The 23735-nt window shown below is 75.7% G+C and carries 18 protein-coding genes; 8 read left to right on the top strand and 10 right to left on the bottom strand.

Annotated features, from left to right (window positions below):
• Positions 1-80: 80 nt before the first annotated feature.
• Entirely contained in the window at positions 81-2183 is a 2103-nt protein-coding gene (locus ACWPWV_RS05055; RefSeq protein WP_454041852.1) for an elongation factor G, read from the top strand.
• 93 nt (positions 2184-2276) lie between these two features.
• Here the strand turns inward: ACWPWV_RS05055 and ACWPWV_RS05050 are convergent, their stop codons facing one another.
• The 7 genes from ACWPWV_RS05050 to ACWPWV_RS05020 all read right to left on the bottom strand — a co-directional run bounded on the left by ACWPWV_RS05050 (position 2277) and on the right by ACWPWV_RS05020 (position 9009).
• Positions 2277-2702 (bottom strand): hypothetical protein, encoded by a 426-nt coding sequence (locus ACWPWV_RS05050; RefSeq protein ID WP_454041851.1) that lies wholly within the window; start codon positions 2700-2702, stop codon positions 2277-2279.
• Between the two features lie 206 nt (positions 2703-2908).
• Positions 2909-3781, bottom strand: coding sequence for a heme ABC transporter ATP-binding protein (locus ACWPWV_RS05045; protein ID WP_454041850.1), 873 nt, complete (start codon positions 3779-3781; stop codon positions 2909-2911).
• On the bottom strand, positions 3778-4872 hold the full coding sequence (locus ACWPWV_RS05040; RefSeq protein WP_454041849.1) for a FecCD family ABC transporter permease: 1095 nt from the start codon (positions 4870-4872) through the stop codon (positions 3778-3780). The genes ACWPWV_RS05045 and ACWPWV_RS05040 overlap by 4 nt, the downstream gene beginning before the upstream one ends.
• Positions 4869-6044, bottom strand: a complete 1176-nt coding sequence (locus ACWPWV_RS05035) for an ABC transporter substrate-binding protein (RefSeq protein ID WP_454041848.1) — start codon at positions 6042-6044, stop codon at positions 4869-4871. The genes ACWPWV_RS05040 and ACWPWV_RS05035 overlap by 4 nt, the downstream gene beginning before the upstream one ends.
• Before the next feature lie 216 nt (positions 6045-6260).
• Positions 6261-6929, bottom strand: coding sequence for a biliverdin-producing heme oxygenase (locus ACWPWV_RS05030; protein ID WP_454041847.1), 669 nt, complete (start codon positions 6927-6929; stop codon positions 6261-6263).
• A gap of 92 nt (positions 6930-7021) precedes the next feature.
• Positions 7022-8320 carry an MFS transporter gene (locus tag ACWPWV_RS05025; RefSeq protein ID WP_454041846.1) on the bottom strand — a complete coding sequence of 433 codons (1299 nt, stop codon included), beginning with the start codon at positions 8318-8320 and terminating at the stop codon, positions 7022-7024.
• Positions 8321-8391: 71 nt separating this feature from the next.
• A complete protein-coding gene (locus ACWPWV_RS05020; RefSeq protein ID WP_454041845.1) occupies positions 8392-9009 on the bottom strand; it encodes a TetR/AcrR family transcriptional regulator in 618 nt (205 codons plus the stop codon).
• Between the two features lie 75 nt (positions 9010-9084).
• Here ACWPWV_RS05020 and ACWPWV_RS05015 point away from each other — a divergent pair, with 75 nt between their 5' ends.
• The 5 genes from ACWPWV_RS05015 (at position 9085) to ACWPWV_RS04995 (ending at position 14537) form a co-directional block, all read left to right on the top strand.
• Positions 9085-9663 (top strand): DinB family protein, encoded by a 579-nt coding sequence (locus ACWPWV_RS05015; protein ID WP_454041844.1) that lies wholly within the window; start codon positions 9085-9087, stop codon positions 9661-9663.
• Between the two features lie 84 nt (positions 9664-9747).
• Positions 9748-10749, top strand: a complete 1002-nt coding sequence (locus ACWPWV_RS05010) for a hypothetical protein (protein ID WP_454041843.1) — start codon at positions 9748-9750, stop codon at positions 10747-10749.
• A 662-nt stretch (positions 10750-11411) separates the two neighbouring features.
• On the top strand, positions 11412-12542 hold the full coding sequence (locus ACWPWV_RS05005; protein WP_454041842.1) for a pirin family protein: 1131 nt from the start codon (positions 11412-11414) through the stop codon (positions 12540-12542).
• A 61-nt stretch (positions 12543-12603) separates the two neighbouring features.
• Positions 12604-13428, top strand: a complete 825-nt coding sequence (locus ACWPWV_RS05000) for a DUF5926 family protein (protein WP_454041841.1) — start codon at positions 12604-12606, stop codon at positions 13426-13428.
• A 272-nt stretch (positions 13429-13700) separates the two neighbouring features.
• Positions 13701-14537 (top strand): glycosyltransferase family 2 protein, encoded by an 837-nt coding sequence (locus tag ACWPWV_RS04995; protein ID WP_454042813.1) that lies wholly within the window; start codon positions 13701-13703, stop codon positions 14535-14537.
• A gap of 52 nt (positions 14538-14589) precedes the next feature.
• Here ACWPWV_RS04995 and ACWPWV_RS04990 read toward each other — a convergent pair whose 3' ends face one another.
• A complete protein-coding gene (locus ACWPWV_RS04990; RefSeq protein WP_454041840.1) occupies positions 14590-19335 on the bottom strand; it encodes a hypothetical protein in 4746 nt (1581 codons plus the stop codon).
• A gap of 97 nt (positions 19336-19432) precedes the next feature.
• Positions 19433-20584: a diacylglycerol/lipid kinase family protein gene (locus ACWPWV_RS04985; RefSeq protein ID WP_454041839.1), complete on the bottom strand. Its 1152-nt coding sequence runs from the start codon at positions 20582-20584 to the stop codon at positions 19433-19435.
• An 88-nt stretch (positions 20585-20672) separates the two neighbouring features.
• Here ACWPWV_RS04985 and serS point away from each other — a divergent pair, with 88 nt between their 5' ends.
• Positions 20673-21953 carry a serine--tRNA ligase gene (serS, locus tag ACWPWV_RS04980; protein ID WP_454041838.1) on the top strand — a complete coding sequence of 427 codons (1281 nt, stop codon included), beginning with the start codon at positions 20673-20675 and terminating at the stop codon, positions 21951-21953.
• A 2-nt stretch (positions 21954-21955) separates the two neighbouring features.
• Positions 21956-22759 (top strand): HAD family hydrolase, encoded by an 804-nt coding sequence (locus tag ACWPWV_RS04975; protein ID WP_454041837.1) that lies wholly within the window; start codon positions 21956-21958, stop codon positions 22757-22759.
• 79 nt (positions 22760-22838) lie between these two features.
• On the opposite strand, the gene map is transcribed toward ACWPWV_RS04975, so the two are convergent.
• Entirely contained in the window at positions 22839-23630 is a 792-nt protein-coding gene (gene map, locus ACWPWV_RS04970; protein WP_454041836.1) for a type I methionyl aminopeptidase, read from the bottom strand.
• Between the last annotated feature and the right edge of the window lie 105 nt (positions 23631-23735).

Here is a 23735-nt window from a genome sequence, read left to right as displayed (position 1 = left end):
CGTCACGTCACTAGCCTGGGGGGACGACGGGCGGTCGCCCGCCGCGAGACAGCGTCGCGAGGCAGCCGAGGGAGGCAGCCATGGGCACGTCGTCGTCAGCCCCCGGGCCGCGCAGGGTCCGCAACGTCGCTCTCGTGGGGCACAGCGGCTCGGGCAAGACCACGCTCGCGGAGGCGTTCCTCCACCGGGCGGGGGCGATCCCGCGGCCCGGGTCGGTCGCCGAGGGCACGACCGTGTGCGACCACGAGCCCGAGGAGGTCGCGCGAGGGATCTCCGTGGGGCTCGGCGTCGCGCACCTGGACTGGACCGCGCCCGACGGCGAGGCCTACCGCGTCACGCTCCTCGACACCCCCGGCTCGCCGGACTTCCTCGGGGCGGTCGACGCGGCGCTCGCGGTGGCCGACCTCGCGGTCGTGGTGGTGAGCGCCGTCGACGGGGTCCGCTCCGGGACCCAGGAGGTGTGGCGGATGTGCGACGAGGCGGGGATCCCCCGCCTCGTCCTCGTCTCCCAGGAGGACCGGGCGCGTGCCGACTTCCGCACGGTGCTCGACGACGTGCGGTCGACCTTCACCGCGTCGTTCGTCCCGCTCGAGCTGCCGCTCGGCGAGGAGCAGTCGCTGCACGGCGTCGCGGACGTCCTCTCCGAGCGCGCCCGCGAGTACGACGGCGAGGGGCACGGCCACGACGAGGACGTCCCGGAGGACGTGCGCACCGAGGAGCACACGCTGCACGACCAGGTGGTCGAGGAGATCGTCACGCACGACGACGACCAGCTCGAGGCGTACCTCGCCGGGGACGAGCCCGCCGTCGCGGAGCTCGAGCGCACGCTCGCGCAGGAGGTCCGCGACGGCGAGGCCGTGCCCGTGCTCCTCGCGTCGGCGCTCACGGGCGTGGGCGTCGACCGCGCGCTCGACCTCGTGTGCGAGCTCGGGCCGTCGCCCGTCGACCGGCCGGCGGTCGTGCTGCTGCCCGACGTCGCGGGGTCCGACGGCCCCGCCGACCGGGCGACGTCCGAGGTCGAGGCGGACCCGGCGGGCGACGCCCTCGTGCACGTGTTCCGGACGGTCGTGGACCCGTTCGTGGGGCAGGTGTCGGTGTTCAAGGTGCTCTCGGGCAGCGTCGCGAGCGGCGACCGCCTGGTCGACGTCGCGACGGGCGCCGAGGACCGCGTGCACGCGCTGTTCCGGCTGCGCGGCCGCGAGCACGTGGCGGTCGAGCGCGTCGGCGCCGGCGAGGTCGCCGCCGCGGCGAAGCTCGGGGCGGCGTCGACCGGCGGGCTCCTGGCGAGCCGTCGGTCGCCGGTGTCGGCCCGGCCGCTGCCCGGCCGCCCGCCCGTCTACGCGCACGCGCTGCGTCCCGTGTCGCAGTCGGACGACGACAAGCTGTCCGCCGCGCTCGCGCGCCTCGTCGGAGAGGACCCGACGCTGCACGTCGACCTCACCGGCACGCAGGCCGTGCTCGGCGGGCTCGGGGACACGCACCTCGCGGTCGCGCTCGAACGGCTCGAGCGCACGTTCGGCGTGCACGTGACGACCGAGCCGGTGCAGGTCGCGTACCGCGAGACGATCGCGCGGCCGGCAGATGCCGAGGGGCGGCTCAAGAAGCAGTCGGGCGGGCACGGCCAGTTCGCCGTCGTGCAGCTGCGCGTCTCGCCGCTGCCCCGCGGCGCGGGGTTCGAGTTCGCCAACGCGGTCGTCGGCGGGTCCGTGCCGCGGCAGTACCTCCCGGCGGTGGAGCGCGGCGTCGCCGAGGCGATGGCCGCGGGCGGCCCGCACGGCTACCCGGTCGTGGACGTGCGCGTCGAGGTCTACGACGGCAAGGCGCACTCCGTCGACTCGTCCGACATGGCGTTCCGCACAGCCGGAGCGGTGGGTCTGCGCGAGGCGATCGCGGCGGCGGGGACGGTCGTGCTCGAACCTGTCTCGGCCGTGACCGTGACCGTCCCGTCCGACTCGCAGGGCGACGTCATGGGCGACCTGTCCGCACGGCGCGGGCACATCACGGCGACCGGCTCGCTCGACGACGGCCGCGTCGTCGTCGAGGCGCTCGTGCCCGAGTCCGAGCTCGTGCGCTACGTGCTGGACCTGCGGTCCCTCACGGGTGGCCGCGGGTCGTTCACCGCCGTCCCCGACCGGTACGAGGCCCTCCCGGGCGGTGTCCCGGCCCCCGCACGCGCGAGGTAGTACCCCGGTCCGCCCGCGAGATGCGAGACGTTGCCGCTCCGACGGCGAGCCCGACGACGGCGTCTACCATCTCGTCGGCCGCGTGCGGGTGGCCTACGACGTCACGGCCAGCTCGTCACCCTGTCCGGTGACCTCGACCTGACGAGGGAGCGGACTGTCTTCCGTGACGAGCCGCCCGCCCCCGCGCTCCATCCGCCACACCGCCTGCGCTCCAGCGACGACGTGCTGGCCGGTGTCGGCGTCGTCGAGCAACCTCCACGGGCTGAGATACGCCAGGTAGCGCGCTCCCGGGTCGGGCTCGAGTGCAGGCGCGACGTTCACCCAGCGGTCGCCTTCCTGGCGGATCTCGACGACGTCCCCCGCGGAGAGCGGCCCTGCTCCCGACGCGACGACCCTCGCCTGCGTCACCACGAACGGGGCGCTGGCGATCTGCTCGGTGCGCTGGCCGCCCGTCGGCTCGAGGAGCACGACGTCGCTCGCCACGTCCTCGAGCTCCGCGAGGGTGCTGTGCTCTGTCATGAGGTCCAGCTCCGGGGCGCGCGGCTGGACGGTCGTGGTCCCGACCACCACCAGGACCCGAGCAGTCCGAGCCCACCGAGGAGCACGAGCGACGTCCACGCGCGCTGCTGCGTCATCGCCTACCAGCTCCCCCCGCCGTCCGTCGCACCGCACAGCCTAGGTGGCTCCGGAGGCGCCTCGGCGGACCCCGGTACTTCCTCGGGGGGTCAGCGGCGCGGCACGACGATCGGGGCCCCGCCGCCAGGGTGCTCGACGATCTCGACCGGGTGGTCGTAGACCTCGCTGAGCAGCGTCTCGGTGAGCACCTCGCGCGGCCCGCCGTCCGCGACGACACGACCGTGCGCGAGCAACGTCACGCGGTCCGCGTACGCCGCGGCGAGCGAGAGGTCGTGCACGACGACGACCACGGCCCCGCCCGCGGCCGCGTGCGACCGCGCGAGCCGTAGGACGAGCTCCTGGTGCTTGAGGTCCAGCGCGGCCGTCGGCTCGTCGAGCATGAGCAGGGCTGTGCGCTGCGCGAGCACGCGCGAGAGCGCGACGCGCGCCTTCTCGCCCCCGGACAGCGACGTGAAGTGGCGTTCGGCGAGGTGGCCGACGTCGGTCGCGGCCAGCGCCTCGGCGACCGCGGCGTCGTCCTCGTCCTCCCAGGGCGTCCCGCGCCAGGGTGAGCGCCCCATGCGCACGACGTCCACGGCCGTGAACGGGAAGCTCAGCGACACCTGCTGGAGCAGCACGGCGCGGCGCATCGCCAGCTCGGTCGGCGTCCAGTCGCCGAGCGCGCGCCCGTGCACGACGACGTCCCCGGCTGCCGGCGCGAGGTCGCCCGTGAGGACGCCGAGGAGCGACGACTTGCCCGCGCCGTTGGGCCCGAGCAGGGCCCGCACCTCGCCCGCGCGGACGTCGACGGACACGTCGCGCAGGACCGGTGCCCCGCCCAGGGCGAGCGACACCGCGTGCGCCGAGGTGACCACGTCGCCGGGCGGGACGGGCGCGGGAAGGCGCGTGCGGCGTCGGGCGCCGGTGACGGCGGTGCGCAGCGAGCCGAGGAACGAGGAGCCCTCGTGGCGCAGGTCGGTCATGCCCAGCCTCCCTGGCGCGAGCGCGTGCGGCGCAGGAGGTAGAAGAAGAACGGCCCGCCGACGAGCGACGTGATCATGCCGAGCGGCAGCTCGACGTTCGCGACGGCGCTGCGCGCGAGGAGGTCGGCGGCGAGCAGCACGACGGCGCCGCCCAGCACCGACGCCGGGATGAGCGTGCGGTGGCTCGGCCCGCACACCATGCGCACGAGGTGCGGCACGACCAGCCCGACGAACGCGACGATCCCCGTGAACGCCGTGCCGGCGGACACTAGCAGCGCGACGAGCACGATGACGAGCTGGCGCAGCCGCTCGACGTCCACGCCGAGATGGTGCGCGGCCCGCTCGCCCAGCGCGAGCAGGTCCATCCTGCGGCGCACGAGCATCGCGCCCGTGACCCCCACGGCGGCGATCGGCAGGACCACGGCGACCGAGCTCCACGTCGAGCCGCCGAGCGACCCGAGCTGCCAGAACACGATCTGCTCGCGCGCGGCGGGGTCGGCGACGAACGTGAAGAACGCGAGCAGCCCGCCCGCGAACGCGTTCACCGCGATGCCCGTGAGCACGAGCGTGACGACCTCGGTCCGGCCGCCGGCGCGCGCGAGCGCGTAGACGACGAACGTCGTGACGAGCCCGCCGACGAACGCCGCCCCGGCGACCCACGTGCCGGGCACGAGCGCGCCCGCCGTGACGATGACCGCGCACGCACCGACGGCCGCCCCGGCCGAGACGCCGATGACGCCCGGCTCGGCGAGCGGGTTGCCGAACACGCCCTGCATGAGCGCGCCCGAGCACGCGAGCGCGGCCCCCACGACGATCGCCATGACGACGCGCGGGAACCGCACGACCCACAGCGCGTTCTCCCCCTGCGGGTGCGACGGCATCGGTCCCCAGTCGAGCCCGACGTGGTGCGCGAGCGACCCGAGCACCTCCGCGGGCGAGACCGGCACCTGCCCCGTCATCCCCGACGCGACGGTGAGCACGGCCAGCGCGACGGCGAGCCCCGTCATGAGCCAGCGGGCCGACCGGCGGCGCTGTCGCCCGACGTCCGGCAGCACGCGGGCGAGCGGCACGCGGCCGCGAGGCACGGTCACGACGACGGCAGCTCGGGCGCGGGCACCCCGTAGAACGCCTCGACGAGCGAGGCGATCGTGGCGCCGGTCCGGGGCCCGAACGTCAGGAGGCGCGAGCCGTCCATGTCGACGACGCGCCGCGACTCGCCCGCGGGCGTCTGCGCGAGGCCCGGGATCGCCATCATCGCGTCGAGGCCGCCCATCGACTCGAGGCCGTCGGTCATGACGAGGTACGCGTCGGGCGCGGCGCTGATGATCGCCTCGCTCGTCACGGGCGCGTACTGCTGCGTGAGCCCGATCGCCGTGCCCGCGTCCTCGCCGCCGATCGCGTGCACGAGGTCGTCGGCACCGGAGCCGGGCCCGAAGAGCATCTTGATGTTCGCGCCGCGCAGGTACAGGAACGCGACGCGAGGCGTCCCGGTGTCCGCGGGGACGGCGTCGAGCGCCGCGCAGATCTGGCGGTCGGTGCGCTCCACGAGCGCCTCGCCCTCGGCCGGCACGCCGAGCGCCGTCGCGACCGCGCGGATGCGGTCGTCGACGCCGTCCAGCGTCCGGCTCTCGTCGAGGTACACGACGGGGACGCCGGACCGGTCGAGCTGGGACCGCACGTCGTCGGTGAGGATCGTCGCGTCCGTGAGGATGACCGACGGGTCCAGACCGAGGATCGCCTCGACGTCGAGCGCGTGGCCGGCGCCCGTGACGACGGGGACGTCCGCGGCCTCGGGGAACCCGGTCGGCAGGTCGCGGCCCACGACGTTGTCGCCGAGCCCCAGGCTGTAGACGATCTCCCCGAGCGTGCCGTAGAGGTCCACGGGGATGATGCGGCTGACGTCGGTGATCTCGACCGCGCGGCCGTCGACGGACTGCACCGTGACGGGGAGCTGCGGCGCCGGGGACTCGGCGACGGGGTGGATCGCGTCCTCGGCGAACGCCGCGGTCGTGGGGCCGGTGGGGAACGTGGCCGGGTCGACGTCGCTGCCGCCGCCCGCGGCGCGCGACTCCTCGAGCGTCGTGCACGTCGGGGCCGCGGCAGGGGTCGCCTCTGTCGGCTCGGCGACCGGCTCCGGGTCCGCGGTGGCCCTCGCCTCCGGCGTTGCGGGCGGCTCGTACGGCAGCGGCGCGCACGCCGCGGCGAGCCCCAGCAGGACGACGGCGCTCGCGGCGCGCAGCGCGGTGCGGGCAGGGTGACGCATGGGAGTTCTCCAGGAGCAGGTCGCGGACCGGCGCGGCCGGTGGTCCGTCGCGACGTCGGCCAAGTGAGATAAGGCTAACCTACATCGAAGCGTGCGACGGCAGGCGGAGGACGTCTCTCGCGGGGGCGCTGGGGGCCGCTCTGCGGCCCGACGGCGTCCCGCAGGTGCTCCGTCGGCCCACCGTGGTACTCCCTCGGCGGACCCGGGCGCCCGTCGTCAGCGGTGGACGGCGCCGAGGTCGGCGAAGACGGCGCTGTTGAGCCGGAACGCGAGCCTCGCCTCGGCGACGGTCTCCTCGACCTGCTCGGGCGAGAGGTCGAGGCCGTCGAGGCGTTCGCGGTAGACGTCCTTGAACGGCTTCGACTTCGGGATCTCGACGAACGTGTAGAACGCGAGACCCTCGACCGACAGGCCGTAGTGGCGCTCGAGCATGCGCTTGATGATCTGGCCGCCCGAGAGGTCGCCGAGGTAGCGCGTGTACGCGTGCGCGGCGTACGCGGGGAGCGAGCCGCCGACCTCGCGGAGGCGCGCGACGTAGCGCTCGGTCGCGGGGCGGATCGTGATGCGCTCGGTCCAGTCCGGCCCCACGAGGAACGCGAGGTCCTTCTCGATCTCGGGCGTGCGCGTGAGCTCGTCGAAGACGAGCGTCGCACCCTGGGCGTCACCGCGGACCGCGGCGCTCGCGTCTTCCAGCGCCCCGTAGATCGCCCACTGCTGCGCCGCGAGGTCGGCGTACGCCGCGACGTCGAGACCGCCCGACATGAGCTTCTCGACGAATCCGGAGGACTCCGCCTGCTCGTGCTCGGGGCGCGTCCCCTCGCGCAGCCGCAGGGAGAGCGGCGCGGGGAGGTCGGCGGGGGCGAGGTCGTGCGTGAGAGCCGTCACGGGAGCTCCTGCGGTGCGTCGGGTCGAGGTGTCGTCCTGACGATCCGTCATGACGATGCGTCAGGAACTGTACCGCATGAGGTTAGGCATGCCTACCTACCTGGATCCTCGACCGCCGAGGTCGGTGCGCCGCCGACGTCCTCCGGGTTCGGCAGCCGGGCGAGGAAGCGGAACCCGACGAGACCGACGACGACCGCGAGGCCACCGCCGACGACGAGCGGGGTGGTGAGGTCGAGGCGCGCGAGGAGGCCGCCGAGGAACGCGCCCAGCGGCATGACGCCCCACAGGAGCGTGCGCCACGTGCCGTGCACGCGTCCGAGCAGCCGGCTGGGGATCACCGCCTGGCGCAGCGACATGACGTGGATGTTCCACACCGTCGTGCCGCCGAAGGAGAGCGCGAGCAGCACCGCGGCGACGGGCACGACGGGGACCAGGCCCATGACGACGAGCGCCGCGGGCGTGAGCAGGTTCGCCACCGCCATGACGGGTCCTGAGCCGAAGCGCTCCTTGAGCGGCGCGGCTGCGGCGGCGCCGAGCAGCGAGCCGACCGCCCCGACGAGCATGAACGCGCCGAACCACGCCTCGGGGACGCCGAGGCGGTCGAGCACGAAGAGCACGAGGGTCGCGGTCGCGGCGGAGAAGCACAGCCCGACGACCGTCGACAGCAGCCACAGCGGCCGGAGCATCGGGTGCGCCCAGATGTACCGGAACCCGTCGGCGACCTGGCGGTACCAGCGCACGGGCGCGTCGTCGGACCCGTGCGTACGGTGCTCTCCGGCGGCCGCCGCCGGCAGGAAGAACGCGAGGACGAACGCCACCGCGTAGCCGAGGGCGCCGACGCCCAGGGGCACCACGACGGCGATCGCGAAGAGCGCGGACGTGAGCGGCGCCGAGAGGAAGTTCTGGACCGTGATCTCGCCCGCCTCGATGCGCGAGTTCCCGCGCGGGAGGTCGGCCGGTCGCACGATCGACGGCACGACGGCCCGGATCGCGCCGTCGTACACGGTCTCGAACGCGCCGTAGAGGAAGACGACGGCGTACAGCGACCAGATCGTCAGCGTGCCGGTCCACGACAGGGCCACGAGCCCGAGGGCGAGGAGGGTCCGCACGCCGTTGGCGAGGGCGAGGGCGTGCCGGCGGTCGATCCGGTCGAGCAGGATCCCGGCCGGGATCGCGAAGAAGAGCCACGGTAGCAGCGCGACGGCGGCGATCCCCGAGACGAGGACCGGGTCGTCGGTGAGGCGGACGGCGAGCAGCGGTGCGGCGACGCGCGCGACCCCGTCGCCGAGGCTCGAGCTGAGGTTCGCCGTGAAGACGTTGGTGAACGCCGGCCCCAGACGACCGCGCGGCGGCGGCAGTCGCGGCCGACGGTCGCGACGTCCGAGGGGCATGGCTGCGAGGGTACGAGACCGGTGCTCGGATCACCTACCCCGGACGCGCGACCCGGCCCCGGACGCGCGGCTCAGCCCCGGACGAGCGCCGGGGCATCGAGGTCGGCGCCGACGGCGCGCAGCACGAAGGCCTCGGTCGCCGCGACGGCCTGCGCGCGGGCGGCGGGGTCCTCCGGCGCGAGCCGGCCGGACAGGCACGCGTTGACGAGCTGCACGGTGGTGTCGATGTCCTGCGGCGGGAACTCGCCGGCGTCGATGCCGGACCGCACGATGCGGCGCAGGATCGCCTCGACGAGCTCGGCGTGCTCGCGCAGCCGCTGTCGCGTGGTCCGCGAGAGCACCGAGCGCAGGTCCGGGCCCGGGGCCAGGTGGAAGACGCGCATGAGCTGGGCCTGCTGGCGGATGTACGTCCGCAGCTGCTCGACCGGGTCGTCGACGTCCGCGAGCGCGCGCTCGAGCGTGCCGACGTACTGCTCCGTCTCGTGGGTGATGAAGCCCAGGAGCAGCGCCTCCTTGTCGGGGAAGTGGTTGTAGACCGCCGTGCGGCCCACGCCGGCCGCCGCGGCGATGTCGGCGAGCGAGATGGCGTCGAAGCCGCGGTCCATCATGAGGTTCGAGAGCGCCGCGAACAGCTTCTGCCGGGTCTGCGCGCGGTGCTCGTGGAGGGAACCTCCGATGATCTTGGGCATGCTGACACCATAGGCACCCGGTGTCAGAACGCAAAACCCGGCGGCGCAGGGCGGGCCCTCTGCCACACTTCCGCCATGGACACCGCCGCGTCGCCCGAGGGAGGTCCCGTGCAGGACGCCTCCGCCGACTACCCGCCCGTCCCCGCCGACACCAAGGACTGGACGTGGGTCCTCGACCGGCCCTGCCCCGAGTGCGGGTTCGTCCCGGGCGACGTGACGCCGGACCAGGCCGGGGCGGCCGTGCGCGCCGCGGTGCCGCGCTACGTCGCGGTGCTCCGCCGGGAGGACGCGCGCACCCGGCCCGACGGCACGACCTGGTCCCCGCTCGAGTACGCCGCGCACGTGCGGGACGTGTTCTCGATCTTCGACGTGCGGCTGCAGGCCATGGTCGAGGGGGACGACCCGCTCTTCGCGAACTGGGACCAGGACGCCACCGCGGTCGAGCAGGACTACGCGCACCAGGACCCGGCGGTCGTCGCGCGCGAGCTCGAGATCGCCGGCGACCGCGTCGCCGGCCGCTTCGACGCCGTCGTGCCGGACCAGTGGGAGCGGCCGGGGCGGCGCTCCAACGGGTCCGTGTTCACGGTCCGCACGCTCGGCCAGTACTTCGTGCACGACGTCGTCCACCACCTCCACGACGTGCGCGCGGCCTGACGACCTGCCTCCACCGGGAGGTCGCGGCCGAAATCGTGACACGCCCGTAACACCCAGGCATTCCGGACGTACTACGGTCCCGTCATGGACCCCGTCGTCGCAGGTCTCGTGCCGGAGCCGCACGCCGGTGCCCACCTGCTCGCGGTGCCCCGCTCCCGCGGGGCGGCACGGACGCCCGTCGACGCGCTCGCGCGCGCCTGGTTCCCCGACGCCGCGTGGACCACCGCGCCGGGGGGCGGCGCCGCAGCCCGGCCCATGGCCGGTGCCCGCTTCCGCGGCGTGGTCCCCGACGCCGCCGTCGTGCCCGGGGTGCTCGGCCTCGTCGAGGGCGCGCGCGCCGTCGGGCCCTTCCCGCTGACCGCTCCGCAGACGCAGGCGCTCGACCTCGCGAGCGCGGCCGCCGACGTCTACGCGCTCGAGCTCGACCAGCCGCCACCGCGCGGCGCGGCCGCCCCCGTGCCGGACGACCGGGACGGACTCGTCCGCGCCTTCCCCGGCGGGCTGCCGCAGGGCGCCGAGCTCCAGGTGCTCGGGTGGGCCGTCGCGGTGGCCCGGCGCGTGGGCGGCGCGGTCGTGGCCGACGGGCGGTCGGTCCTCACCCCGGACCCGGCGTCCGGCGTCGACCTCACGCTCTACTCGGCGCAGGTGCTGACGCCGGGGGACGTGCTCGGCGTGCTGCGGACGGTGGTGCCGTCGGCGCAGGTCGTCGCGGTCGAGCCTCGTCCCGACGGGCCGTCGGACGTGGCGGCGTCGGGCGACACCCCGTACGACGGCGCCGTCCGGCTCTGGATGCAGCGCGTCCCGGAGGTGCCGCTCGCGCTCGGGGCGCTCGACTGGCGCGAGTACGGACCGTACGCGTACCGCGTCTCGTGGAGCCCGGCGGACGCCTACGAGCTCGAGCTGGAGCGGCCGTCCGGCCTGCACGTCATCGCACGCTCGCGGGCGCGGGTGCTCGTCGCACGGCTCGCCGCGATGCTGCAGGGCCGGCTCGCGGGCGCGCTGGTCGACGACGGCGGCTTCGTCGTGCGCGACCTCGACCTCGACGAGCGGCTCACCCCGGCCTCGACGTCGCAGTTCTGGGTCTGAGGGGGACGGCAGCCGGACGCCGCGTGAACGGGCGGTGTCCGGCGGACGGACTGTCCACAGAATTCGTCCACAGGGTTGTGGGCGACGTTGCCCTCGCGCGGGTGCGTCTGTGGACGAACCTGTGGTCGACGCGCACCCGGAAATGACAAGCCGGGGAACCCTTGCCCTCGTCCGATCCGAGGACTACAAACGTGCCTATCGGCCTGGACGGGCGCACGTGGACGACGGTGTTCCGGCACGCAGAGCAGGGGTCATCCCGACCTCGCCGGCACCGGCAGGTGACACCACGGAGCGCACGCGAGGCACGGTCGACCGGAGAACGGTGGACGACCCGCGACCTCGGTCGCGGGCTGCGCGCGACGGCGCAGGCTCCGACCGGACCCGGAAGACCGACCGCGATCGGTGTCGCCGAGGAGACCGGACCCGTCCGGCCCCACGGCGGCACCGGGCCGCCACGTCGCGAGCGGCGCCCCGACGGGCCACCCGGCCCGACCGCCCCGGGGTTGCGCGGCGACGGCGAGGCCCCTCGGAATCCTGCTCCGAGGGGCCTCGCTGCCATTCTCCCGCGTCGCCCCGTGCAACCACAGCCCCTGTCGCGCGTGGCGCGGGACACCGTGCCGCCGGCGTGCCCCAGCGCGCGCGACAATGCCTACGCTCGACCCATGAGCAACCTGGAGACCCGTCCGGAAGAGCGCGTGTGCACCGCCGGCGCGCCGGGCGGCGCCGACCGCGGCGCCGTCGAGATCCTGGAGCACCGTGACGTCCCCCTCGGCGGGACGCGGGCGATGCAGGTGCGCCGGACCATCCCGCAGCGCGCGCGGTCGCTCGTCGGGGCGTGGTGCTTCCTCGACCACTACGGGCCCGACCCGCTGCCCGCGATCGGCGACGGCACCGACGGCATGCAGGTCCCGCCGCACCCGCACACGGGCCTGCAGACGGTCTCGTGGCTGTTCGCGGGGGAGATCCTGCACCGCGACTCCGTCGGCTCGCTGCAGACCGTCCGACCGGGCGAGCTGAACCTCATGACCGCGGGACGGGGCATCTCCCACTCCGAGGAGACGCCGAGCGGCGAGCGCCCGCCCGTCCTGCACGGCGTGCAGCTCTGGGTCGCGCTCCCCGGCGACCGCCTCGCGGACGCGCCGGCGTTCGAGCACCACGCCGACCTGCCCGTCGCGACGGACGGCGGCGCACGCGTCCAGGTGTTCCTCGGCGCGCTGACGGTGGCCGGCACCGAGCTGCGCTCGCCCGCGACGGCCTTCACGCCCCTGGTCGGCGCCCAGCTCGACCTCGAGCCGGGTGCACGCGTCGTGCTCGACGTGGACCCCGCCTTCGAGCACGGCCTCCTCGTGGACGACGGCGCGGTGCGGCTCGAGCAGGCGGACGTGCCCGTGGCGTCCCTGGGCTACGTGGCGCCCGGGCGCCGGACGCTGACCGTCGAGGCCGGGCCCGACGGCCCGGCCCGCGCGGTCCTCGTCGGTGGCGAGCCGTTCACCGAGGACATCGTCATGTGGTGGAACTTCGTGGGCCGCTCGCACGACGACGTCGCGCGCGCCCGCGAGGAGTGGCAGGCCCAGCTCGTGGTCGGGGACGAGGACGGCCCGGACGTCTCGTCGGGCAGCGGCCCGGACGGGGAGCGAGAGCCGGTCCGGAGCCCGCGCCGCGGCGGGACCCGGTACGCCGAGGGTGCGGCCTCGGGCCGGTACGGGCAGGTCGTCGGCTACGACGGCGGTCCGTTGCCCGCCCCGGTGCTCCCCGACGTCCGCCTCCGCCCGCGCACCCGTCCAGCGAGGTAGCACCGCGGGGCGGGGTCGCTCGCCTGCCAGGAGCACCGACCGCGTCGGTAGACTGCCGCGCATGGCCAAGAACTCCACGCCCGACTTCGTGCTGCGCCCGTTCGAGGGGCTGCCCGGCGAGACCGACTGGGTCGCGATGCGCGAGGTCGTGCCGTCGGCCACCGCGACGGCCCGCACGACCGCCGAGCACGGCGCGCGCGACGTCCTCGTCGTCACCGTCCTGCCCGCCGGCTGGGCGGCGCTGCACCGCCAGGACGGGGTGATCCTGCTCGCCGTCCAGACGCTCGCCGGCTCGGGCGACACGAGCCGCGACCTCGCGGCGGCGCTGCTCGAGGCGATCGACGTCGAGCCGGGCACCTCCGTCGAGCTCGGTGCGCTGCCCGGCGCGGGGCCGCGGCTCCAGGACGTCCTCGACCTCGACGTGCCCTTCGAGGTGACCGTCCACGAGGACTTCGCGTACTGGCTCGACCCGACGCAGGAGGTCACGCCCGACGTGCAGGCGTCGCTCGACGAGGCGGCGGGGTCGATGGTCCCGACCGTCAAGCTCGACGCCGTGCCGTCCGCCTACTGGTGCCGCATGTCGCGCGAGTTCCTGCGCTGGGCGCGCCCGGAGCCGGAGGACGCGCTCATCGACGCGATCTCGCGCCTGCACGCGCGCCGCGAGTCGGGCCTCGCCGGCGGCAAGTTCGTCGGGGCGTTCCGCTCGAGCGGGCTCCTCGTGCCCGTGTGGGAGCTCCCGCGCGGCACGGAGGCCGACGAGCTCGAGGGCCCGGTCGCCGAGCTCGACGCGCGCCTGGCGGAGGCGCTGGCCGTCACGGAGCCCCTCGACGCGAACGAGCGCCGCGCCCGTGCGGGCATCGTGTCGCGCCAGGTCACGCTGCGCTGACCCGCTCGACGGCCTCCGCCGCGACCGCCCGCACGGTGGGTCCGGCGCCGTTCCGGCGCCGGACCACCGTGCACAGGCGCTGTCCGTGCGGACCGTGGTCGAGTAGGATCCCGGGCGGCGTCGGGAGATCTCGTGACGCACCGTGCAGGGTTCGCCGCAGATCTCGGGCGACACTCCTGGGGATTCTGCGGTCAACTCTTTGCACTACTAGGCTGGGCGGCGTGAACGCGGACCATCGGTCGACCGAGACCAGGAGCGAGGCGGGGCGCGGCGTGCCCGCGAAGGCAGCGTCTCCTCAGCCCCCGACCTACCTCTCGGCGTCCGGCACCCGCGCGCGCACCCCGCGGCCCGCGCACGACGGCGGACGCAGCGGCCGCGCGGCCCGGCAGCGCGTCGCGGTGATCATCCCGGCGAAGGACGAGTCCCGGCGCATCGCCGCGACCGTCCGCGCCGCCAAGGCGATCCCGCACGTCGACCTCGTGCTCGTCGTGGACGACGGGAGCGAGGACGACACCCAGCACGTCGCGCGGGAGGCCGGGGCCGTCGTCGTGCGGCACTCCCACAACCGCGGCAAGGCGGCGGCCATGGAGACGGGAGCCGCGGTCGTGGCGATGCGTGACGCCCCGGACCGCCCGCCCCGCCTGCTGCTCTTCGTCGACGGCGACCTCGGGGAGACCGCGGTCAACACCGCGCCCCTCGTGCCGCCGGTCCTGGAGGGGCACGCCGACGTCGCGATCGCGCTCCTGCCCCCGCAGCCCGGCGCGGGCGGCCGGGGGATCGTCGTCGGCGCGGCGCGGCGCGCGATCCAGTCGATGACGGGGTGGACGCCCACCCAGCCGCTCTCGGGCATGCGGTGCCTGACGCGCGAGGCCTTCGAGGCGGCCACGCCGCTCGCGCGCGGCTGGGGCGTCGAGACCGGCATGACGATCGACCTGCTCCGCCAGGGGTACGTGGCCGTCGAGGTGCCGTGCGACCTGCGCCACCGCGCGTCGTCCAACGACCTCAAGGGCCAGCTCCACCGGGCGGCCCAGTACCGCGACGTGCTCGTCGCCGTGAACGCCCGCAAGGTCCGCTACGCCGTCGACAAGGTGCGGACCGCCACGAGCTAGGTCTCGGCCGCGGCGGCGGCACCGCGCGCCACGCGTCGGCGGGGCGGCCCGCTCAGTCGGAGCGCGCCGGCCCGGCCGGCCCTGCCGGGACCGCGTCCTGGCCCACGCCCGGGACCCGACCCTCGCCCGCGGCGTCGTGGGCAGCGGCGTCGGGCACCGCGGCGTCGGGCACCACGCCGCCCTCCGCGCCGTCAACGGCGTCGCCGGCGGCGTGCAGCGCGGCGAGCGTGATCAGCGGCACCGCCGGGATGAGCGCGATCAGGGCGATCCGCACCCCGAAGTCGTTGACGACGGACCCCGCCACGCACACGATCCACAGGGCGAGGACCGTCGGCCGCAGGAGCGGCCAGGCGGCCTCGGTCCGCGCGAACCACCGCGGCGTGAACCGGCGCGGCGCGAAGAGGAGCAGCGCCGCGGCGACGAGCACGAGGATCGTGATCCAGACGGGCACGCCGCCCAGCACGGACCGGAGCGCGTAGCCCGCCTTGCGCAGGAGGGTCTCCCAGGCCGAGCCGTCGACGACCTGCTCGACGAAGCGGCCGAGGTGCGAGCGCTGGTCCGCGGGGCGCAGGTAGTCCAGCACGCCCACCGCGGCCACGACCGCGACGCCCGCCGCCGCGACGACGAGGAACCGCTGCCACGTGATGCGTGCGCCCGACGCCGCGAGGCCCAGCACGGCGAACGCCGGCACGACGACGAGCCCGCCGCCGAGGTCGGCACCGAGCGTCGGCCACACGTCGACGACCATGGTCACCACGCCGATGCCCGCGACCACCACGGCGGCCGTGCGGGGGCGCTGCCGCCGGACGAGCCACTGCGCGAGCGCCGCGGCGAGCACGAGCGCGCCGACGGCGTACACGGAGAACGTCGGGTTGCCGAAGCCGTAGAACCGCGCGCCGAAGGTGGGCGCGGAGCCGAGCGGGCTGGCGCGGTTGAGCGGGGTGCCCACGAGCGCGTCGAGGGTGAGCACGCCGAACGTGATCCCCGCGACGAGACCGGGCCCGAGCCACACGGGGCGCCGGGGCGCGAGCGCCCCGAGGCCCGCGACGACGGCCGTCGAGAGCACGGTCGCGACGACCATCGCGACCGTCTGCTCGCCGAAGCGCCACCAGCCCGTGAGCGAGACGAGGAACGCCGCGGCGGGCACCGCCGCGACGACGAGCGCCGCGCCGCGGGCCCAGCGCGCCGCGCGGGCCCAGCGCAGCCGCGCACGGTCGCCCGACGCCCGCCGCGCGCGCGGCGCGAGCAGGAGGCACAGCCCGGCGAGCGCCAGCCCCGCGTAGAACGGGACGTCGACGAAGTACGTGTACACGGTGCGGCGCACGTGGTCGCGCGACGTGAGGTCGGCGAGCGCGTCCGCGGTGGTCGCCGCGTCCGGGGGGCGCGGGGTGCCCCACGCGAGCGGCGTGTCCTGCACGCGCGCCGGCGGGGCGAGCGCGGCGGCGTCGAGCACCGTCGCGGGGACGTCGAGCACGCGGGCGACGCCGTCCGTCCGGGTCGCCGCGCTCGTGAGGTACCGGGCCTGCTGGGGTCCGTCCGACGACGGCCGCACGAGCGCCGTCCCGAGCACCGGGCGGGTGCCCGGGGTGCCGGCGACGTCGACGACGAGCACCGTCGCGCCCGCGGGCACGCGGTCGAGCACGGCGTCGACGGTCGCGTCGACGGCGGCGAGCCGCTCCGAGCGAGCGGCCTCGCGCACGGCGGCGCGCTCCGCGGCGGGCAGGTCCGGGTCGGCGGGGGGAGCGGTCGCGTCGCCGGCGTCGACGAGCGTCACGGGGCAGTCGTACGCGTCGCCGTCGGCCGTCGTGGCGTCCGCGAGCTCGCGGTAGCGCGCGACGTCGCCGTCCGCGTCGGCGAGCGCGAGGGCGGCTCCCGGTCCGACGGCGGTGGCGCACGCGGCGCGGCCCGCCGCCGCGAACGTGTCGCCCAGCACGCCGAGGCGCGCCTGGTACCCGGATCCCTGCTGGAGCGCGACGAGCTCGTCCCACCCGTCGACGCGGGCGCCGTCGCCGGCCGGGACGGGGGACGCCGTCGGGCAGTCCCACGTGCCGTCCGCCGCGCGCCCGGACGCGACCTCGGTGAGCTGGCCCGCGGACAGGGCGAGCCAGCCGCCCGCCACGCACCGGCTCGCGGCCCCCGTCGGCTGCGCGACGCCCGCGGCACCGGCACCGTCGGTGAGGAGGGCGCTGAGCGTGGGCGTGCGCAGCTCCGCGACGTCCTCCCACGTGACGCCGGTCGTCCCCACGACGACGAGCGGCCGGTCGGTCGCGACGGCGTCGGCCCGCGTGGGCGAGACCTCGCCGCCTGCTCGCGCCGCGGCCGACGCGGGGCGCAGGCCGCTCGACCCCAGCACGGCCGAGGCGAGCAGGACCACGAGCAGGAGGCCGCCGCCGACGGCGAGCAGCATCGACGGCACGCGCCGCACGCCCGGCTCCGGCAGCGCGAGCCCCGGCGCGCCCTGCGCCGGCGTCGTCGTCGCGGTGACGGGAGGCAGCACCGTGAACCCCGGGACGACCATCGCGGCGCCGACGACGAGCACCATGGCGCCGATGATCACGCCCGAGTCGTTGAGGAAGGAGCCGACGCCCGCCACGACCACGAGGGACACGACGAGCGGGCGCAGCAGCGGCCACGTCTCGTACGCACGGGCCACCTCGGGCAGGCGCGCCCGGTCCGGCCGCAGCACCGCGAGGGCGAGGAGGACGACGAGCACGGCCGCGACCGCCCCGACCGGGTTCGCCACCGTCGCCCAGGCACCCAGCGCCTTGCGCCACACCACCTCGAGCGCGCCGCCGTCGACGACGGTCTGGACGAAGCCGCCGAGGTGCGACGACCCACCGGGCAGGAGCCAGTCGACGACGGCCACGAGCGCGACGACGAGCAGCGTGACCGCCGCGACCACGAGCACGCGCGCCCCGGTGATGCGGACCTGCCCGACGAGCAGCGCCAGGACCGCGAACGCCGGGACGAGCGCGAGGATCCCGCCGAAGTCCGCGCCGAACGCGGGCCAGCCGTCGATGACGACCGTCACGAGGCCGACCGCGACCACGCACCAGGCGGCGAGGCGTCGCCGCCCGCGGCCGAGCGCCGCCGACGCGAGGCCGCCCGCGAGGACGAGGCCCGCGACGGCGTAGACGGCGAAGGTCACGTTGTTGAAGCCGTAGAACCGCGTGAAGCCGACGACGGCCGACGTCCCGAGGAGCGACGCCTGCTGGAGGGTCGTGCCGGTCGCGCCGTCCACGGTGAGGACGAGCCAGGTGACGCCGGCGAGCGAGGTCGGCAGGGCCCACGGCTCGCGCGGCAGGAGGCGCGACACGCCCCACGCGACGAGGGCCACGACGACGGCGCTCACGGCGAGGGCGAGCGTGAGGGCCGCCGCGGGCGAGCTCCAGACCCACCACCGGGACAGGCTCGCGAGCGAGGCCGCGACCGGCGCCGACGCCGCGATCATGAGCACGGCGGTGACGACGCGCAGCCCGGCCGGGCCGGGACGCGCCGGCTCGCCGCGCCGGGCGGCCGAGCGGCGCACCCACAGCGCGCCGCCGAGCGTCGCGACGAGGGTCACGACGAGCAGCCCGACGAGGACGGGGTAGTGCGTCGGGATCGTGCTCGTGAGGACGTTGAGGTACTGGCGGTTCTCGACCGTGCGCGCGACGTCGAGGCGGCGGGTCTCGCCGAGCTCGAGCGGAGCGCCGACGAGGCCCTCGGAGCTCCCGCCGGCCGCCTCGACGACCGTCGCCGTGAGGTCGACGAGCTGGACGATGCCGTCCTTCTGCGTGCTGGGCGAGTGCAGCCAGCGGCCCGTGGGCTCGCCCTTGCGCCAGTCCACGACGACCTGGAGCCCCGGCTCGCCGACGGGCCCGGCCGAGATGCCCGCGACGAGGACCCGGGTGCCTCGCCCGACCTCGCCCATCACGCGGTCGAGGGTCTCGTCGAGCGCGTCGAGGCTCTCCCCGCGGCCCGCGGCGGTGTCGACGAGCTCGCCCTGGTCGACGACCGTGACGTCGCACGCGTCGAGCCCGCCGTCGGGCAGGGCGTCCAGCGTCGGCGCGTACCGCGCGACGTGGCCCGAGCCGTCGGCCAGCATGAGGGCCGCACCCGGTCCGACGGCGGTCGTGCAGACCCCCGTGGGCACGAGGCGGGCGGCGAGGGTCCCGGGCGCGTGCTGCGTCGTCGCCGGCGGGTCCGCCTCGGCGGCGGGCGCGACGAGCGTCGACCAGCCGGGGACGTCGACGGGGGAGGGCGCGGTGGTCCCGACCGGCGTGGGGAGCGGAGGGCACCCGGTCGCCGACGTGTCCTCGGCGGTCGTGGTCCCGTCGCCGCCGGTGCCGTCGGCGGCGGGCTCGGCGGTCGGCTCCGCCGTCGAGATCACCTGCCCGGCGGAGAGCGTGAGCCACGCGTCGGTGGGGCACGTGCGCCCGACGTTCATCGACGCGACGGACCCGGACCGGATCATCGTCCACAGGGACGGCGTCGCCGAGGGGGAGACGTCGCTCCAGTAGAGGCCCGCGACGGCGACGAGGACGACCGGCTCGGGGTCGTGCGACGGTGCGGTCGTGACGTCGTCCTCGTCGTCGACGGCGAGCGCCGCGCCGGAGGCGGTGACGGGCAGGCCGGCCGCCGACGGCCGGGCCGACGCCGGACCGGCCGCCGCGAGCCCTGGCCCGGCGAGGAGGACGGCGGCCAGGAGGACGAGGACCGCGCGGACCCCGAGCCCCCGCGCCGGCCCTCGGCGCGCAGGCCCGCGACGTGCGGGGACGCGGCGCGAGGGGTGCGGGGCACGGGGCGGGGGCGTCACCGGACCAGGGTGCGGGGGCGGTTCCGCGCGGCCCGGACGCCGGCGGGGCCGCGCGAGGGGTCCGACCGGAACGCTCACGCCCTCTCCACGGGCGGGGTCAGGCGGTGCGCACCACGAGCGCCCCGGGGTCTACCCGGCACTCCAGCTCGACGGCCTGGCCGAGCACGTCCCCGTCGACCTGGGCTTGCTCGCCCCCCTCGACCCGCACGCGCACCCGGCGCGCACGGGTGTGGTCGATGCGGCCGATCTTCGCGGGCAGCTCGTTCCGCACGCCGAAGCCCTGCATGACGACCTCGCCGAACAGCTGGGCCCACCCCACGATGCCGCCGCGCGTGTCGACCGCGGCGACGTCGAGCACGCCGTCGTCGATGACGGCGTCCGGCAGGAGCGTGATGCCGCCGGGCAGCCGGCCGCAGTTGCCGATCATGAGCGAGCGCAGGCGCGCGTCCACGGGAGGATGGTCGTCGAGCTGGATGGTGGCGCGCATGCGCCGGCCGTGCAGGTGGCGGATCCCCGCGACGAAGTACGCCATCCAGCCGACCTTCGCCTTGAGGACGTCGTCCGCGTCGGCCACCATCGCGGCGTCGAACCCGAGGCCCGCGATGACGAGGAAGATGTGCTCCTTCCCGCCGGGGCCGGCCGGGGGAGCGACCGGGGGGACGCGGTCCTCGTCGCGCGACGCCGTGCCGTCGTCCTCCGCCCAGCGCAGGACGCGGGCCCACCCGACGTCCACCGGGCGGTCCGCGCCCGCGATGACGACGCGCAGGGCGGCGCGCGGGGCGCCGACCGGCAGGTCGAGGTTGCGCGCCAGGAGGTTGCCCGTGCCGACGGGGATCAGGCCCATCGGGCGTCCGCTGCCCACCATCGCCTCGGCGACGGCGCGCACGGTCCCGTCGCCGCCCACGGCGACGACGACGTCCGCGCCCCCGGCCAGCGCCGCGCGGGTCTGGCCGACGCCGGGGTCCTCGACCGTCGTCTCGAGCCAGAGCGGGTCGGGGAGCGCGGCCTCGGCGAAGACCGCGCGCACCGTCGCCTCGAGGGCGGGGACGCCCGGCTTCGACGGGTTGGCGACGAACGCGACGAGCTCGCGGGGGTCGTCCTCCGGCTCCGCGCCGCCCGCCGCGCCGCCCGCCGCCCGCTCCGCGGCGCGCCGCTGCCGCTCCTGCTGCGCGCGCAGCGACAGCACGAGCACGAGCGCGACCAGCGCGACCGCGAGGGCGGCGAACGCCAGCCACAGCTCCCATCTCATGGGCGCCACCGTAGCCCTCGACGTAGCCCTCGACGTGGCCCTCGACGTCGACCGGCCCGCGGACCTCCGCGTTCGTTAGGCTGCACGGGTGATCGACCTCCGCCTCCTGCGCGACAACCCCGACCTCGTCCGAGCCAGCCAGGTCGCCCGTGGCGACGACCCCGCGCTCGTCGACTCCGCCCTCGACGCCGACGCCCGGCACCGCGCGTCGCTCACCGAGTTCGAGCAGCTGCGCGCGGAGCAGAAGTCCCTCGGCAAGCAGGTCGCGCAGGCGCAGGGCGAGGAGAAGGCAGCGCTGCTCACGCGGACCAAGCAGCTCGCGCAGGACGTCAAGGCGCGCCAGGCGGACGCGGACGCCGCGGCCGAGGAGCTGCGCGGCCTGCAGTACCGCATCTCGAACGTCATCGCGGGAGCGCCTCCCGGCGGCGAGGACGACTACGTCGTGCTGCGCGAGGAGGGCACGATCCGCGACTTCGCCGCGGAGGGCTTCACGCCGCGCGACCACCTCGACATCGGCGAGGGCCTGCGCGCGATCGACACGGAGCGTGGCGCCAAGGTGTCGGGCGCACGGTTCTACTACCTCACGGGCGTGGGGGCGCGGCTCGAGCTCGCGCTGCTCAACGCGGCGATGGACCAGGCGACGGCCGCCGGGTTCACGCCCGTCATCACGCCGACCCTCGTGCGTCCCGAGGTCATGCAGGGCACCGGCTTCCTCGGCGCGCACGCCGACGAGGTCTACCGGCTCGAGGCCGACGACCTCTACCTCGTCGGGACCAGCGAGGTCGCGCTCGCGGGGTACCACGCGAACGAGATCGTCGACCTGTCGGACGGGCCGCTGCGCTACGCCGGCTGGAGCGCGTGCTACCGCCGCGAGGCCGGGTCGTACGGGAAGGACACGCGCGGCATCATCCGCGTGCACCAGTTCCACAAGGTCGAGATGTTCTCGTGGTGCGACCCGGCCGACGCCGAGGCCGAGCACCAGCGCCTCCTCGGCTGGGAGGAGGAGATGCTCCGCAAGGCCGAGCTGCCCTACCGCGTGATCGACACCGCCGCCGGGGACCTCGGGTCGAGCGCGGCGCGCAAGTTCGACTGCGAGGCGTGGCTGCCCACGCAGAACCGCTACCTCGAGCTCACCTCGACGTCGAACTGCACGACGTTCCAGGCGCGCCGCCTCGGCGTGCGCGAGCGCGTCGAGGTCGACGGCCGGACGGAGACGCGGACCGTCGCGACGCTCAACGGCACGCTCGGCACGACGCGCTGGATCGTCGCCATCCTTGAGAACCACCAGCAGGCCGACGGGTCGGTCCGCGTGCCCGAGGGACTGCGGCCCTACCTCGGCGGCCTCGAGGTCCTCGAGCCGGTCCGCTGAGCATGGCGGACGATGACGCGCTGCTCGTCGCGCTCGACGTCGACGGCACGCTCATGTCGTACGACCAGGAGATGTCGGAGGACGTGCGCGACGTCGTCGGCGCCCTGCGCGCCGCCGGGCACCACGTGGTGCTCGCGTCGGGGCGGTCGCTCCTCGCGATGACGCCGGTCGCCGAGGTGCTGGGGATCGACCGCGGGTGGATGGTCGCGTCGAACGGCTCGGTGACGGCACGCCTCGACCCGGGGGCGCCGGAGGGGTACGTCCTCGAGGACGTCGTGACGTTCGACCCGGGCCCGGCCCTGCGGCTCCTGCGCGAGCACCTGCCGAACGCCCGGTACGCGGTCGAGGACGTGGGCGTGGGGTTCCGGATGAACGAGCTGTTCCCGGACGGCGAGCTCGACGGGGAGCACCGCGTCGTCGACTTCGACGACCTGTGGTCCGGCGAGGTGACGCGCGTGATCGTGCGGGCGCCGGAGTCGACGAGCGCGGACTTCGACGAGCTCGTCGAGCGCCTCGGCCTCGACGACGTGACGTACGCCGTCGGCTGGACCGCCTGGATGGACCTCGCGCCGCTCGGCGTCACGAAGGCGACGGCCCTCGAGCTCGTGCGGCGGTCGCTGCACGTCCAGCCCCACCGCACGGTCGCCGTCGGGGACGGTCGCAACGACGTCGAGATGCTGCGCTGGGCGGCGCGCGGCGTCGCGATGGGCCACGCCGACGCGGTCGTCCGCGAGGCGGCCGACGAGGTGACGGGGCCGATCGAGGACGACGGCGCCGTCCAGCTCCTGCGGACCCTGCTGCCCTGACCACGAGGCAGCACCCCGGTCCCGGGTGTCGTCCGCGACGTCCTTCCGCGAGCGGCGCGGACCGGGGTGCCGCCCGGCGTCAGTCGCGCGGCTCGCGCGCGGTGAGGATGATCGGGCCGTCCGGGGTGATCGCGACGGTGTGCTCGCTGTGCGCGCCGCGCGAGCCGTCGGCCGAGCGCAGGGTCCAGCCGTCGGGGTCGGTGTAGATCTCGTCGGTCGTCTCGAGGAACCAGGGCTCGATCGCGACGACGAGACCGGGCTTGAGCGGGAACCCGCGCTTGCGCCGCCCGTCGTTCGGGATGTGCGGCTCGCCGTGCATCGTGCGCCCCACGCCGTGGCCGCCGAAGTCGGTGTTCACCGAGTACCCGGCCGCGTGCGCGACGTCCGCGATCGCCGCGGAGATGTCGCCGACCTTCTTGCCCACCTGCGCGGCCGCGATCCCGGCCTCGAGCGCGCGCTCGGTCGTCTGGATGAGCTTCGCGTCCGCCTCGCCGAGCGCCCCGGCCCGCGGTGCCCCGACGACGAACGAGACCGCCGAGTCCGACACCCAGCCGTCGACCGAGGCGGCGAAGTCGATGCTCAGCAGGTCGCCGTCGCGCAGCGCGTAGTCGTGGGGGAGCCCGTGCAGCACGGCGTCGTTGACCGACGTGCACAGCACCTTCCCGAACGGGCTCGCGCCGAACGACGGGTGGTAGTCGACGTAGCAGGACTCGGCGCCGCGCTCGCGGATCATGCGGTGCGCGACCTCGTCGAGCTCGAGCAGGTTCGTCCCGACCTTCGCCGCGGCGCGGACCGTGGTGAGGACGTCGGCGACGAACCGTCCGGCGGGCCGCATCTGCTCGATCTCGCGCGGCGTCCTCAGCTCGATCATCGGTGTCCTTCCGGGGCAGGGTGCGGTCGTGGGTGCACGACCGCGGTCCACGATATCGGGACGACGTCCGCGCGCGGCCCGGAGCGGTCCGGGAGCCGTGCCGGG

It is taken from the genome of Cellulosimicrobium sp. Marseille-Q8652 (genome assembly GCF_965112045.1).
The sequence above is the reverse complement of the archived record's forward strand: the minus strand, read 5'-3'. Positions and strand labels throughout refer to the sequence as shown.